Annotated in this window: 11 protein-coding genes and 1 tRNA gene; 1 reads left to right on the top strand and 11 read right to left on the bottom strand. The window is 54.1% G+C overall.

The features are described 5' to 3' along the window. Positions 1-107 precede the first annotated feature (107 nt). The 11 genes from HBM95_20105 to HBM95_20155 all read right to left on the bottom strand — a co-directional run bounded on the left by HBM95_20105 (position 108) and on the right by HBM95_20155 (position 12,418). Positions 108-2,003 (bottom strand): DEAD/DEAH family ATP-dependent RNA helicase, encoded by a 1,896-nt coding sequence (locus HBM95_20105; protein ID NIH45213.1) that lies wholly within the window; start codon positions 2,001-2,003, stop codon positions 108-110. Next, a complete protein-coding gene (gene yrbN, locus HBM95_20110) occupies positions 1,996-2,076 on the bottom strand; it encodes a protein YrbN (protein ID NIH45214.1) in 81 nt (26 codons plus the stop codon). The genes HBM95_20105 and yrbN overlap by 8 nt, the downstream gene beginning before the upstream one ends. A gap of 107 nt (positions 2,077-2,183) precedes the next feature. Beyond that, positions 2,184-3,068 carry a lipoprotein NlpI gene (nlpI, locus tag HBM95_20115; protein NIH45215.1) on the bottom strand — a complete coding sequence of 295 codons (885 nt, stop codon included), beginning with the start codon at positions 3,066-3,068 and terminating at the stop codon, positions 2,184-2,186. A gap of 108 nt (positions 3,069-3,176) precedes the next feature. Next, positions 3,177-5,315 carry a polyribonucleotide nucleotidyltransferase gene (gene pnp / locus HBM95_20120; GenBank protein ID NIH45216.1) on the bottom strand — a complete coding sequence of 713 codons (2,139 nt, stop codon included), beginning with the start codon at positions 5,313-5,315 and terminating at the stop codon, positions 3,177-3,179. Positions 5,316-5,557: 242 nt separating this feature from the next. Beyond that, on the bottom strand, positions 5,558-5,827 hold the full coding sequence (gene rpsO / locus HBM95_20125) for a 30S ribosomal protein S15 (protein NIH45217.1): 270 nt from the start codon (positions 5,825-5,827) through the stop codon (positions 5,558-5,560). A gap of 154 nt (positions 5,828-5,981) precedes the next feature. Further along, positions 5,982-6,932 carry a tRNA pseudouridine(55) synthase TruB gene (gene truB / locus HBM95_20130; GenBank protein ID NIH45218.1) on the bottom strand — a complete coding sequence of 317 codons (951 nt, stop codon included), beginning with the start codon at positions 6,930-6,932 and terminating at the stop codon, positions 5,982-5,984. Further along, the gene (gene rbfA / locus HBM95_20135) at positions 6,932-7,336 is read right to left on the bottom strand and encodes a 30S ribosome-binding factor RbfA (protein ID NIH45219.1); all 405 of its coding nucleotides are present in this window, start codon (positions 7,334-7,336) and stop codon (positions 6,932-6,934) included. The genes truB and rbfA overlap by 1 nt, the downstream gene beginning before the upstream one ends. A 102-nt stretch (positions 7,337-7,438) precedes the next feature. Then, positions 7,439-10,126, bottom strand: a complete 2,688-nt coding sequence (gene infB, locus HBM95_20140; GenBank protein ID NIH45220.1) for a translation initiation factor IF-2 — start codon at positions 10,124-10,126, stop codon at positions 7,439-7,441. A 24-nt stretch (positions 10,127-10,150) separates the two neighbouring features. Beyond that, positions 10,151-11,653, bottom strand: coding sequence for a transcription termination/antitermination protein NusA (gene nusA / locus HBM95_20145; protein ID NIH45221.1), 1,503 nt, complete (start codon positions 11,651-11,653; stop codon positions 10,151-10,153). 28 nt (positions 11,654-11,681) lie between these two features. Continuing rightward, positions 11,682-12,134 (bottom strand): ribosome maturation factor RimP, encoded by a 453-nt coding sequence (gene rimP / locus HBM95_20150; protein ID NIH45222.1) that lies wholly within the window; start codon positions 12,132-12,134, stop codon positions 11,682-11,684. A gap of 207 nt (positions 12,135-12,341) precedes the next feature. Further along, positions 12,342-12,418 (bottom strand) — tRNA-Met (locus HBM95_20155). A gap of 287 nt (positions 12,419-12,705) precedes the next feature. Here HBM95_20155 and argG point away from each other — a divergent pair. After that, positions 12,706-14,052, top strand: coding sequence for an argininosuccinate synthase (gene argG / locus HBM95_20160; GenBank protein ID NIH45223.1), 1,347 nt, complete (start codon positions 12,706-12,708; stop codon positions 14,050-14,052). The last annotated feature ends 150 nt before the right edge of the window (positions 14,053-14,202 follow it).

Genomic DNA, 14,202 nt, shown 5'->3' on the forward strand with positions numbered 1-14,202 from the left:
ATTTTAGTGTGACGCACTGTACCAGTACAAGAGTACAAAGGGAATAAAAAAAGCCCCGATAGCGTGTATCGGGGCTGTATATTTTACTTTACGTCGGTGCGTTAGACTTACGCGTCACCGAAACGACGACGGCTGGTGCCTTCTTCACGGCGCGGGCCACGGTTTTCGCGGCGTTCGCCGGAGAAACGACGACCTTCGCCACCGCGACCTTCGCTGCGGCCGCCTTCACGACGCTCGCCGCCGAAACCGCGACCACCGCCACGACGTTCACCGCCGCGGTCAGGACGTGGCTGTGCATCGCCCAACAACTGCATGTTCATCGGCTTGTTCAGGATGCGGGTGCGAGTAAAGTGCTGCAGTACTTCGCCCGGCATGCCTTTTGGCAGCTCGATGGTAGAGTGGGATGCGAACAGCTTGATGTTACCAATGTAACGGCTGCTGATGTCGCCTTCGTTAGCAATCGCGCCAACGATGTGACGAACTTCAACGCCATCATCACGGCCCACTTCAATGCGGTACAGTTCCATATCGCCCGCGTCACGACGTTCACGACGTGGACGGTCTTCACCGCCACGCTCTGGACGATCGCCGCGTGGACCGCGATCGTTGCGGTCGCCACGACGTTCGAAACGATCGTCACGGTCACGGAACTCGCGCTTAGGACGCATCGGTGCATCTGGTGGCACGATCAGGCTACGTTCGCCCTGAGCCATTTTCAGCAGTGCTGCTGCCAGGGTTTCCATGTCCAGCTCTTCGCCTTCAGCGGTAGGCTGGATCTGCGACAGCAGCGCACGGTACTGATCCAGATCGCTGCTTTCCAGCTGCTGCTGGACTTTTGCGGCGAATTTTTCCAGACGGCGTTTGCCCAGCAGGTCTGCGTTTGGCAGGTCTGCTTCTGGAATGGTCAGCTTCATGGTGCGTTCAATGTTGCGCAGCAGACGACGCTCGCGGTTCTCAACGAACAGCAGCGCACGGCCAGCACGACCCGCACGACCGGTACGACCGATACGGTGAACGTAAGACTCGGAATCCATCGGAATGTCGTAGTTTACAACCAGGCTGATACGCTCAACGTCCAGACCACGTGCTGCCACGTCGGTTGCAATCAGGATATCCAGACGACCGTCTTTCAGACGCTCCAGCGTCTGCTCACGCAGGGCCTGGTTCATGTCGCCGTTCAGCGCTGCGCTGTTATAGCCGCTACGCTCCAGGGCTTCAGCCACTTCCAGGGTCGCGTTTTTGGTACGCACGAAGATAATCGCCGCATCAAAATCTTCCGCTTCCAGGAAACGCACCAGCGCTTCGTTTTTACGCATGCCGTAGACAGACCAGTAGCTCTGGCTGATGTCCGGGCGAGTGGTCACGCTGGACTGAATACGCACTTCCTGCGGCTCTTTCATGAAGCGGCGGGTAATGCGACGGATCGCTTCTGGCATGGTTGCAGAGAACAGAGCGGTCTGGTGACCTTCCGGGATCTGCGCCATGATGGTTTCTACGTCTTCGATGAAGCCCATACGCAGCATTTCATCTGCTTCATCCAGTACCAGGCCGCTCAGTTTAGAGAGGTCCAGAGTACCGCGCTTCAGGTGATCCAGCAGACGGCCCGGCGTACCGACGACAATCTGTGGGCCCTGGCGCAGGGCGCGTAACTGCACGTCATAACGCTGGCCGCCGTACAGGGCTACCACGTTTACGCCGCGCATATGTTTAGAGAATTCCGTCATTGCTTCAGCAACCTGAACAGCCAGTTCACGGGTTGGAGCCAGGACGAGGATCTGCGGTGCACGCAGGTCCGGATCGATGTTGTTCAGCAGCGGCAGCGAGAACGCTGCGGTTTTACCGCTACCAGTCTGGGCCATGCCCAGCACGTCACGACCAGAGAGCAGATGCGGGATACATTCTGCCTGGATCGGAGATGGTTTTTCGTAACCCAGATCGTTAAGGGCTTCAAGGATAGGAGCCTTCAGGCCCAGATCTGCAAAAGTGGTTTCGAATTCAGCCATGTAGTACGAGTGCCTCAATGTCAATGGCGGCCAGTCTACTTAGCTCATCGTGAAAATGATTAGCAATTTTCATTGAAAAGTGTGAACCGGCTCAAAGTAGGTGTATTGACGAACAACAACGCCCTCACCAGTGAAGGTGATGGCAATCAAAAGATTACGGGCTGATGTTTATGTCGTCAGCTATTGCTGGTCCGATTCTGCCAGGTCGTCTTGCTCCTGGCCCAAGAGCGATAATTCCAACAATGCATAACGGTGCTCAACGAAGTTATGTACGTTGTTAGCAACCGCTAATTTGAACAGTGCCGTAGCGCTGTCCATATCCCCCAGACTTAGGTAGTACTTACCTAAATAGAAGTTGGTTTCACTGAGATGCTCAGCGAGCGAGGTGTTATCCGTTGCGTCCGCCTTGAGGCGTTCCATCAGCGTTGCTTCGCTAATGTTGCCCAGGTAGAACTCGACAATGTTCCATCCCCACTGTTCCTTATCCGATTTATCGAAGCGCTGTTTCAGGGCTTCTTTTGCCTGCTTCTCATCGAGCTTCCGCTCAACGATGTAAAGCCACAGGCTACGGAAAGGATCATTAGGATCGTCTTGATAAAACGCCAGCAGATCATCTTGCGCTAACTTATCACGACCGCCGTAATATAATGCGATACCGCGATTCAAGTGCGCGTAGTTGTAAGTTGGATCAAGCTCAAGTACAGAATCAAACGCTTCATAGGCAGCATCAAAATTGCCTGCCTGCGTTAAATAAATGCCTAAGTAATTGAATACTTCAGGCATATCAGGTCGGATAGCCAGCGCTTGTGAAAAATCATTTCGCGCTAATGCCCTCAGACCGAGACTATCATACAACACTCCGCGCTCATATAAAAGCTGTGCGCGTTCGTCATCGGTTAAAGCCCGACTGGCAAGTATTTGTTCCATGCGTGCCAGAATCACTTCCTGTTGCAAAGTCGGTTGCAATGGCACTGCGAGGACTTCGCTCTTACGCCAGGCAGAGTTGCTGCATCCTGCCAGCGTTAAAGCTGTCGCAACGAAACACCAGCGCAAAAAAGGCTTCATTTCCCACTCCCGAAGACAACTATTGGATGAACGTCCTGTCCCCCGGCGGCTTAACAAGGCGTCCTGCCTGATAACAGGCCCTCCGCGAAGCGGAGGGCAAATGGCAACTTACTCGCCTTGCTGTTCAGCAGCCGGAGCTTCCGGCGCCGCAGCAGGCTGAGACTGCTCGGTTGCTTCTTTAATGCTCAGACGGATACGGCCCTGGCGGTCAACTTCCAGAACTTTAACCGGTACTTCCTGTCCCATCTGCAGGTAATCGGTCACTTTCTCAACGCGCTTGTCAGCGATCTGAGAGATGTGAACCAGACCTTCTTTACCGCCACCGATGGCAACGAACGCGCCAAAGTCAACGATACGGGTCACTTTACCTGCGTAGACGCGGCCCACTTCGATTTCTGCAGTGATTTCTTCGATGCGACGGATCGCGAATTTCGCTTTCTCGCCGTCGGTTGCTGCGATCTTCACAGTACCGTCGTCTTCGATTTCGATGGTGGTGCCCGTCTCTTCGGTCAGCGCACGGATTACGGAACCGCCCTTACCGATAACATCTTTGATCTTGTCTGGATTGATCTTGATGGTGTGAATACGCGGAGCGAATTCAGAGATATCACCGCGTGGCGCGTTGATAGCCTGTTCCATCACGCCCAGGATGTGCAGACGCGCACCTTTAGCCTGGTTCAGAGCAACCTGCATGATCTCTTTGGTGATACCTTCAATTTTGATATCCATCTGCAGCGCAGAGATACCGTCGCGGGAACCCGCCACTTTGAAGTCCATATCGCCCAGGTGGTCTTCGTCACCCAGAATGTCAGACAGAACAACGAAGTTGTCGCCTTCTTTCACCAGGCCCATTGCGATACCCGCAACGGCGGCTTTGATTGGCACGCCTGCATCCATCAGCGCCAGAGAGGCACCACACACGGAAGCCATGGAAGAAGAACCGTTGGATTCGGTGATTTCAGACACCACACGTACGGTGTACGGGAATTTGTCTGCTTCTGGCATTACTGCCAGCACGCCGCGCTTCGCCAGACGACCGTGACCAATTTCACGACGCTTCGGCGAGCCAACCATACCGGTTTCGCCTACGGAGTACGGAGGGAAGTTGTAGTGGAACAGGAAGCTGTCAGTGCGCTCGCCCATCAGTTCGTCGATGATCTGCGCGTCACGTGCGGTACCCAGGGTCGCGGTTACCAGCGCCTGCGTTTCACCACGGGTGAACAGCGCGGAACCGTGAGTACGTGGCAGTACGCCAGTACGCACGTCCAGACCACGGATCATGTCTTTTTCACGGCCATCGATACGCGGCTCGCCTGCCAGTACGCGGCTACGAACAACGTTTTTCTCGATAGCGTGCAGAATTTCGCTCAGCTCGTTAGCGTCCAGCGTTTCGTCTTCAGCGATCAGGGTGGCGATGGTTTCGTCTTTGATCGCGTCAACCTGAGCATAACGCTCCTGTTTGTCGGTGATGCGGTAAGCGTCACTCAGACGAGATTCTGCCAGTGCCGCAACGCGTGCGTTCAGCGCGTCGTTTGCCGCTTCTGGCTGCCAGTCCCAACGTGGTTTACCGGCTTCTTTCACCAGGTCGTTGATGTTCTGGATAACAATCTGCTGCTGCTCGTGACCGAACACCACAGCGCCCAGCATCTGGTCTTCGCTCAGCAGTTCAGCTTCGGATTCCACCATCAGCACAGCCGCTTCGGTACCGGCAACCACCAGGTCCAGCTTACTCTCTTTCAGCTCTTCCTGAGTTGGGTTCAGCACGTACTGGTCGTTGATGTAACCGACGCGCGCGGCACCGATTGGACCATTGAATGGAATACCAGACAGTGACAGGGCAGCGGAGGCACCGATCATGGCAACGATGTCCGGGTTAACCTGTGGGTTAACGGAAACAACGGTTGCGATAACCTGCACTTCGTTAACGAAGCCTTCCGGGAACAGCGGACGAACCGGGCGGTCAATCAGACGCGCGATCAGGGTTTCGCCTTCGCTTGGACGGCCTTCACGACGGAAGAAGCCACCCGGGATTTTACCGGCAGCGTAGGTACGCTCCTGGTAGTTAACGGTCAGGGGGAAAAAGTCCTGACCTGGTTTAGCTTTTTTCTGGCCAACAACGGTAACGAATACCGCGGTGTCATCCATGCTTACCATAACGGCAGCAGTCGCCTGACGTGCCATCATGCCGGTTTCCAGCGTCACGGTATGTTGACCGTACTGGAATTTACGAACGATCGGATTCAGCAAAATTCTGTCCTTTCTTAAATGTATGACAGCACACCACCGGCGTGCTGTCGATTTAACCCGACCTTCTTCGCATCCTCGCGACTAATGACAACCGACACCCCCATGGGTGAAGCCTCTCATTAGCCGCGCGAACCTCTGCAATGAAGATCATTTATAGCAACAATACAATAGTTTCCATTGAATTGCTGCCGTCTGGTTGAAAAAAGGGGCCATCAGGCCCCCTTTTCTGAAACTCGCAAGACTTAGCGACGCAGACCCAGACGCTCGATCAGCGCGGTGTAGCGTGCAACATCTTTACGCTTCAGGTAGTCGAGCAGTTTACGACGCTGAGAAACCATGCGCAGCAGACCACGACGGCTGTGGTGATCTTTTTTGTGCTCTGCAAAGTGACCCTGCAGGTGGTTAATCTGTGCAGTCAGCAGTGCAACCTGAACTTCGGTAGAACCGCTGTCGTTAGTACCACGACCAAACTCAGAAACGATTTTAGCTTTAGCTTCAACGCTTAGAGACATTTTCAAACTCCAAAGTATAAAGAATGTAAGGGTGCCGATCTCTAATTCAGCGACCCCATGTACGCCCTGCAGATTGTTAAACAATTTACCGGACGTTAAGCGGCGATATTCTACTCGTCTCCCCTGCTTATCGCAAGGTGAGCCGTTATCGCCGTCACGCGTCGACCGGATATTCGACGACCAGACGACGCGGCGCAACGCGCCCTTCACCGTCCATTTCGCCCATACCGATGAATTTTCCTTCCTCACCTTCCGTCACGCGCACAAGCCCTTCCAGCGGTGCATCCGCCGTGCGAACCGGATTGCCGTTCTTAAAGTAAACGGACGATGTTAAAGGAAGATTAACTACCGGGAAGTCCGCAGCCGGACTGTCCATTGGCATCAGCAAAGGATCTAACAAATCTGCCGGCGCGATCCCCTGCGCTTCCGCCTGTTCAACCAGCGCGCGCAGCTGCTCAAGCGTCACCATGCGTTCCACCGGATACTTGCTGACCGCCAGACGACGCAGGTAGATCACATGCGCGCCGCAGCCCAGCTTTTCACCCAGGTCGTCGATGATGGTGCGAATATAGGTCCCTTTCGAACAGTGCACTTCCAGCTCAAGCTCATCGCCTTCGTGGCGAATGAACAGCAGCTCATACACGGTAATCGGACGGGCTTCACGCGGAACCTCGATGCCCTGGCGTGCATATTCGTAGAGTTTCTTACCCTGGTATTTCAGCGCCGAATACATCGACGGCACCTGCATCGTGTCCCCGCGGAAGCTCTCCAGCGCCGCATCAAGCTGTTCAGCGCTGAAGGTCACCGGGCGCTCTTCCACCACCTGACCATCCGCGTCGGAGGTATCCGTACGCTGGCCTAGCTTCGCGATAACGCGATAACGCTTATCCGAGTCGAGCAGGTACTGGGAAAACTTTGTCGCCTCCCCCAGGCAGACCGGCAGCATACCGGTCGCCAGCGGATCGAGCGCGCCGGTGTGGCCCGCACGGTTGGCATTAAAAATACGCTTCACTTTTTGCAGCACGTCGTTGCTGGAGGCACCCTGCGGTTTATCCAGCAGCAGCACGCCATGCACGTCACGACCGCGACGACGAGGACGACTCATCAGTCCTCCTTGCTGTCGTCCGTCGGGTTAACACGACGTTCGTCGTCATGTTTCACCACGCTGGTCACCAGGTTGGACATGCGCATACCTTCAACCAGCGAGTTGTCGTAGAAGAAGGTCAGCTCTGGCACGATACGCAAGCGCATCGCTTTGCCGAGCAGAGAGCGGATAAACCCGGAGGCTTCCTGCAGTGCTTTAATGCCGTTTTTCACCGCAGCTTCGTCCTGATCGTTCAGGAAGGTCACGAACACTTTGGCATAGGCCAGGTCACGAGACATTTCCACGCCAGAGACGGTGGTCATCATACCGATACGCGGGTCTTTAATTTCGCGTTGCAGGATGAGTGCGATCTCTTTTTGCATTTCCTGCGCCACGCGCTGTGGGCGACCAAATTCTTTCGCCATAATAAATTCTCCAGACAAAAAAGGGGCTAAAAGCCCCTTTTAAAATTATTGCCGGGTGGCACGAGGCAATCCCGGCCTACATATGGACTGATCCCGACGGGATTAGTCGATGCTGCGTTGGATCTCGATGATTTCGAACACTTCGATCATATCGCCAACGCGAACGTCGTTGTAGTTCTTCACGCCGATACCACATTCCATGCCGTTACGGACTTCGTTAACGTCATCTTTGAAGCGGCGCAGGGATTCCAGCTCGCCTTCGTAGATAACCACGTTGTCACGCAGTACGCGGATTGGGTTGTGACGTTTGATGGTACCTTCGGTAACCATACAGCCCGCGATCGCGCCGAATTTCGGTGATTTGAATACGTCACGCACTTCAGCCAGACCGATGATCTGCTGTTTCAGCTCAGGAGACAGCATACCGCTCATCGCCGCTTTCACTTCGTCAATCAGGTTATAGATGACGGAGTAGTAGCGCAGATCCAGGCTTTCCGCTTCGATCACGCGGCGAGCAGATGCATCAGCACGCACGTTGAAGCCAACCAGGATGGCGTTAGATGCTGCAGCCAGGGTCGCGTCGGTTTCGGTGATACCACCTACGCCAGAACCGATGATCTTCACTTTCACTTCGTCAGTAGACAGTTTCAGCAAGGAGTCGGAAATCGCTTCCACAGAGCCCTGAACGTCGGCTTTCAGTACAACGTTCACTTCGTGCACTTCGCCTTCGGTCATGTTCGCGAACATGTTCTCGAGTTTAGATTTCTGCTGACGAGCCAGCTTAACTTCACGGAATTTACCCTGACGATACAGAGCAACTTCACGCGCTTTCTTCTCGTCACGCACTACGGTCACTTCGTCACCCGCAGCCGGAACACCGGACAGACCCAGGATTTCCACTGGAATGGACGGACCCGCTTCCAGCACTTCCTGGCCCAGTTCGTTACGCATCGCACGAACGCGGCCGTATTCGAAGCCACACAGAACGATGTCGCCCTTGTTCAGGGTACCTTCACGAACCAGAACGGTAGCAACCGGACCACGACCTTTATCAAGGAAGGATTCGATTACCGCGCCGCTCGCCATACCATTGCGAATCGCTTTCAGCTCCAGAACTTCAGCCTGCAGCAGGATAGCGTTCAGCAGGTCGTCAATACCGGTACCCGCTTTAGCAGATACTGGGATGAACTGCGCTTCGCCGCCCCACTCTTCCGGCATAACACCGTACTGAGACAGTTCGTTCTTCACGCGGTCCAGATCGGCTTCTGGCTTATCGATTTTGTTGACTGCAACAACCAAAGGCACCTGCGCCGCTTTTGCGTGCTGGATAGCTTCAATGGTCTGTGGCATGACGCCATCGTCTGCTGCAACAACCAGTACAACGATATCCGTTGCCTGAGCACCACGAGCACGCATTGAGGTGAACGCTGCGTGGCCTGGGGTATCCAGGAAGGTGATCATGCCGTTTTCAGTTTCTACGTGGTAAGCACCGATGTGCTGGGTAATACCACCCGCTTCGCCGGAGGCAACCTTCGTAGAACGAATGTAGTCGAGCAGAGAGGTTTTACCGTGGTCAACGTGCCCCATGATGGTCACAACCGGTGCACGCGGTTCAGCCGCAGCGCCAGTGTCACGGTCGCTCATTACTGCTTCTTCCAGCTCGTTTTCACGACGCAGGATAACTTTGTGGCCCATCTCTTCGGCAACCAGCTGTGCGGTTTCCTGGTCGATAACCTGGTTGATGGTCGCCATTGCGCCCAGCTTCATCATCGCTTTGATGACCTGAGAGCCTTTAACCGCCATCTTGTTCGCCAGATCGCCAACGGTGATGGTTTCACCAATCACAACGTCACGGTTAACCGCCTGAGCTGGCTTCTGGAAGCCCTGCTGCAGAGAAGAACCTTTACGCTTACCGCCTTTACCACCACGAACCGCTGCACGTGCTTCTTCGCGATCAGCTTTAGATTCAGCGTGTTTGTTGCCTTTCTTCGCCGGACGCGCGGCTTTTGCATTACGACCACGGCCACGACCGCCTTCTACTTCACGGTCGTTATCATCTTCAGCCTGACGCGCATGCTGAGAAGTGGTCACGTGATAGTCGCTGGTATCTTCAGTCAGTTCAGCGGTATTCACGCCATTCTTCTCGTTTTCTTCTGCCATACGGCGCGCTTCTTCAGCGACGCGGCGAGCTTCTTCTTCCAGCTTACGGCGGGCTTCTTCTTCCGCTTTACGCTTCAGCTCGGCAGCTTCATTTTCACGGCGGGCTTTTTCAGCCTGGGCGGTTTTGGTCATTTCGTCTGTCTGTTGATTGCTCACTTTGTCTTTTTCCGCAGCGTCACGCTTCACTTTATCACTGGCGTCGCGTTTCGCTTTTTCTGCGGCCTCACGTTCAGCTTTTAATTCTGCTTCACGTTTGGCGGCTGCTTCCGCCTCACGCTGAGCTTGTTCTTCCGCTTCACGCTGTGCCTGCTCTTCCGCGGCAAGGCGCTCTGCCTCTTGCGGATCACGTTTTACAAAGGTGCGCGTCTTGCGGACTTCAATTTGTACCGATTTACTTTTGCCACCGGTACCAGGGATGTTTAACGTGCTGCGCGTTTTGCGCTGCAGCGTTAACTTGTCAGGCGTAGAACCGTGTTCACGGTTCAGATGCGTTAACAAGGTTTGTTTTTCTTGCGCGGTCACCGAGTCATCAGCGGACTTCGGGATCCCTGCATCAGCAAATTGCTGTACCAGGCGGTCCACGGAGGTCTGAATCTCAGCAGCCAGCGATTTTACAGTTACATCAGTCATGCTGTTCCTTCCTGCTACAGTTTATTACGCTTCGTCGCCGAACCAGCAAATATTACGTGCGGCCATGATGAGTTCGCCGGCTTTCTCGTCGGTTAAACCTTCGATATCGGCCAGGTCATCAACGCCTTGCTCAGCGAGATCTTCCAGCGTACAAACACCACGGGCAGCCAGCTTGAACGCAATCGCACGATCAAGACCTTCCAGATTCAGCAGGTCATCAGCCGGCTTCTTATCGCCAAGGCTTTCTTCCTGAGCCAGTGCCAGGGTGGTCAGTGCGTTTTTAGCGCGTTCACGCAGGGCTTCAACGGTTGGTTCATCCAGACCGTCAATTTCCAGCAGCTCTTTCATTGGCACATAGGCCAGTTCTTCCAGCGTAGAGAAACCTTCTTCTACCAGAACAGTGGCGAAGTCTTCGTCAATGTCGAGGTATTTGGTGAAGGTATCGATCGCTGCATGGGCTTCAGCCTGATGCTTAGCCTGCAGGTCATCAACGGTCATGACGTTGAGTTCCCAGCCGCTCAGCTGTGACGCCAGACGTACGTTCTGACCGTTACGGCCAATCGCCTGCGCCAGGTTGCCCGCTTCAACAGCGATATCCATGGTGTGTTTGTCTTCGTCAACAACGATAGACGCCACATCGGCCGGAGCCATTGCGTTGATCACGAACTGCGCCGGGTTGTCGTCCCACAGAACGATATCAATACGCTCGCCGCCCAGTTCAGTAGAAACCGCCTGAACGCGCGCACCGCGCATGCCGACGCAAGCCCCGACCGGATCGATACGCTTGTCGTTGGTTTTCACCGCAATTTTCGCACGGGAGCCCGGATCGCGAGCTGCTGCTTTGATCTCAATGACTTCTTCGCCGATTTCCGGCACTTCGATGCGGAACAGTTCAACCAGCATTTCTGGTTTAGAACGGGTCACGAACAGCTGCGCACCACGCGCTTCAGGGCGCACGGCGTACAGAACACCACGAATACGGTCGCCCGGGCGGAAGTTTTCACGCGGCAGCATATCTTCACGCAGGATCACGGCTTCAGCGTTACCTGGCATCCCTTCGGATTTAATTTCCAGAGAGATGTTGTCGCGGTTCACTTTCTTCACCACACCGGTGATGATTTCGCCTTCCTGATCGCGGAACTGATCGACAACCAGCGCGCGCTCGGCTTCGCGCACTTTCTGCACGATAACCTGCTTAGCGGTCTGGGTGGTGATACGGTCGAAGGTGACAGATTCAATCTGATCTTCAACGTAGTCACCCACGTTCAGACTTTCGTCTTCAAAACGTGCGGCTTCCAGGGTGATCTCTTTGGTCGGCTGGGTCACTTCTTCAACGATTACCCAACGACGGAATGTATCGAAGTCACCGCTTTTACGATCGATTTCTACGCGAACATCGATCTCTTGTTCGTATTTTTTCTTGGTTGCTGTAGCCAGTGCACTTTCCAGCGCTTCGAAAATTTTCTCGCGCGGCAGTGATTTCTCGTTGGAGACGGCTTCAACAACAGCCAAAATTTCTTTGTTCATCGCGGGCTTTTCACCTCAATCCAGACTGTTAAAAGTGGGGAACCAGGTTCGCCTTCTGGATATTACTCAGCGCGAACACTTCATCTTTGCCTTCGACTGTCACCGTGATCATTTCACCATCAACGGCTTTGATAATTCCCTGCCATTTACGGCGGTTCTGTACGGCCATACGCAGAACGAGAGCCACTTCTTCACCGGTAAAGCGCACATAGTGCTCGGCCGTGAACATCGGGCGATCCAGGCCAGGTGAGGAAACTTCCAGGTTGTACGCAACGGTAATTGGGTCTTCAACATCAAGAACCGCACTCACCTGGTGGCTGACATCAGCACAATCATCAACATTGATGCCATCTTCACTATCAATATAGATGCGCAGCGTCGATGTACGGCCGCGAACGAATTCGATGCCGACCAGTTCGTAGCCCAGTGCTTCGACCGGTGCAGTAATCATCTCTGTTAATTTTTGCTCTAATGTGGACAAGCCCACCCCCAAGACATAAAAAAAGGGCGTAAAGCCCAGTTATTCTGTAGTCAGATAACAAAAAACCCCGATAAATCGGGGCTTTAGATAACTGAACCCTATAGCCACAACTGTGGCCTGGAGCACTCTCCGAAAGAATTTTTTCAAATCCAGCTACGAAGGCTCTAAGTCTTCACAGTATATTTGAAAAAGAACTTTATGGGAAAGTGGTTGCGGGGGCCGGATTTGAACCGACGACCTTCGGGTTATGAGCCCGACGAGCTACCAGGCTGCTCCACCCCGCGCCTGAAACGTGGCAAATTCTACGCGTTTTGGACAGAATTTGCAAATAATGCTGGGATTTGGTACCGAAGACGGGACGTAAAATCGGCGTTTAGTATATTGATAGTTGCCCCCACCTGTCAAGGCGACTTCCGCCAGACAGAACAGACCAAAATTTTTACAAAAAACGCACGAGTCTCTTCCGGTATTCGATAAAAGATGATTAAATGAATACTCACTTATTTTGCATAAAAATGCACAAGAGAGCGAAAGCGGTCTCTAATCAGTCAATCAAGCAGGGTTTTATTCTATGACGACGATTCTCAAGCATCTTCCGGTAGGACAACGTATTGGCATCGCTTTCTCAGGCGGCCTGGATACCAGCGCTGCACTGCTGTGGATGCGCCAGAAGGGAGCGGTTCCGTATGCATATACTGCGAACCTGGGTCAGCCGGATGAGGACGACTATGATGCTATTCCTCGTCGCGCTAAAGAGTATGGTGCAGAAAACGCACGACTGATTGACTGCCGTAAGCAACTGGTTGCAGAAGGTATCGCGGCTATTCAGTGCGGTGCGTTCCATAACACTACCGGCGGCCTGACCTATTTTAACACCACCCCGCTGGGCCGTGCCGTCACTGGCACCATGCTGGTTGCCGCCATGAAAGAAGATGGCGTGAACATCTGGGGTGACGGCAGCACCTATAAAGGTAACGATATAGAACGTTTCTATCGTTATGGCCTGCTGACCAACGCAGAACTGCAGATCTACAAGCCGTGGCTGGACACCGACTTCATCGACGAGCTGGGCGGCCGCCATGAGATGTCCGAGTTTATGATTGCCTGCGGTTTTGACTATAAGATGTCCGTCGAGAAAGCCTACTCCACCGACTCCAACATGCTGGGTGCGACGCACGAAGCGAAAGACCTGGAGTTCCTGAATTCCAGCGTGAAGATCGTTAACCCGATCATGGGCGTGAAGTTCTGGGACGAGAACGTGAAGATCCCGGCAGAAGAAGTGACCGTACGTTTCGAACGCGGCCATCCGGTTGCGCTGAACGGCAAGACCTTCTCTGACGATGTGGAACTGATGCTGGAAGCAAACCGCATCGGCGGTCGTCACGGTCTGGGCATGAGCGATCAGATTGAAAACCGTATCATCGAAGCGAAAAGCCGCGGCATCTATGAGGCTCCGGGGATGGCGCTGCTGCACATCGCGTACGAGCGTCTGCTGACCGGCATTCACAACGAAGACACCATTGAGCAGTATCACTCTCATGGCCGTCAGCTGGGCAAACTGCTGTATCAGGGTCGCTGGTTCGATCCACAGGCGCTGATGCTGCGTGATGCGCTGCAGCGTTGGGTGGCAAGCGCGATCACCGGTGAAGTGACGCTGGAACTGCGTCGCGGTAACGACTACTCCATCCTGAACACCGTGTCGGACAACCTGACCTATAAAGCAGAGCGTCTGACCATGGAGAAAGGTGAGTCTGTGTTTTCTCCGGACGACCGTATTGGTCAGTTGACCATGCGTAACCTGGACATCACCGATACCCGGGAGAAGCTGTTCAACTACGTTGAGAATGGTCTGCTCTCCGCGAATTCCGGTAACGGCCTGCCTCAGGTTGAGAACCTGGAACACAGCGATAAGAAGTAATCGCTGATGTAACATGCAAAAGGCGCCCACAGGGCGCCTTTTTGTTTGGCTTTTGTAGGGCGGGTAAGCGCAGCGCCACCCGCCATTTTGCCCGGTGGCGCTGCGCTTACCGGGCCTACGAACGGCAAACGCTACAGACGAAAAAAAAGA

This window comes from Enterobacter asburiae (assembly GCA_011754535.1).
Taxonomy (GTDB): Bacteria; Pseudomonadota; Gammaproteobacteria; order Enterobacterales; family Enterobacteriaceae; genus Enterobacter; species Enterobacter cloacae_N.

Bases quoted from the DNA above. Each gene is read 5' to 3' on its own strand.
- rbfA (NIH45219.1), bottom strand. From the start codon at position 7,336: ATGGCGAAAGAATTTGGTCGCCCACAGCGCGTGGCGCAGGAAATGCAA.
- yrbN (NIH45214.1), bottom strand. From the start codon at position 2,076: ATGAAAATTGCTAATCATTTTCACGATGAGCTAAGTAGACTGGCCGCC.
- truB (NIH45218.1), bottom strand. From the start codon at position 6,932: ATGAGTCGTCCTCGTCGTCGCGGTCGTGACGTGCATGGCGTGCTGCTG.
- rpsO (NIH45217.1), bottom strand. From the start codon at position 5,827: ATGTCTCTAAGCGTTGAAGCTAAAGCTAAAATCGTTTCTGAGTTTGGT.
- nusA (NIH45221.1), bottom strand. From the start codon at position 11,653: ATGAACAAAGAAATTTTGGCTGTTGTTGAAGCCGTCTCCAACGAGAAA.
- HBM95_20105 (NIH45213.1), bottom strand. From the start codon at position 2,003: ATGGCTGAATTCGAAACCACTTTTGCAGATCTGGGCCTGAAGGCTCCT.
- nlpI (NIH45215.1), bottom strand. From the start codon at position 3,068: ATGAAGCCTTTTTTGCGCTGGTGTTTCGTTGCGACAGCTTTAACGCTG.
- argG (NIH45223.1), top strand. From the start codon at position 12,706: ATGACGACGATTCTCAAGCATCTTCCGGTAGGACAACGTATTGGCATC.
- infB (NIH45220.1), bottom strand. From the start codon at position 10,126: ATGACTGATGTAACTGTAAAATCGCTGGCTGCTGAGATTCAGACCTCC.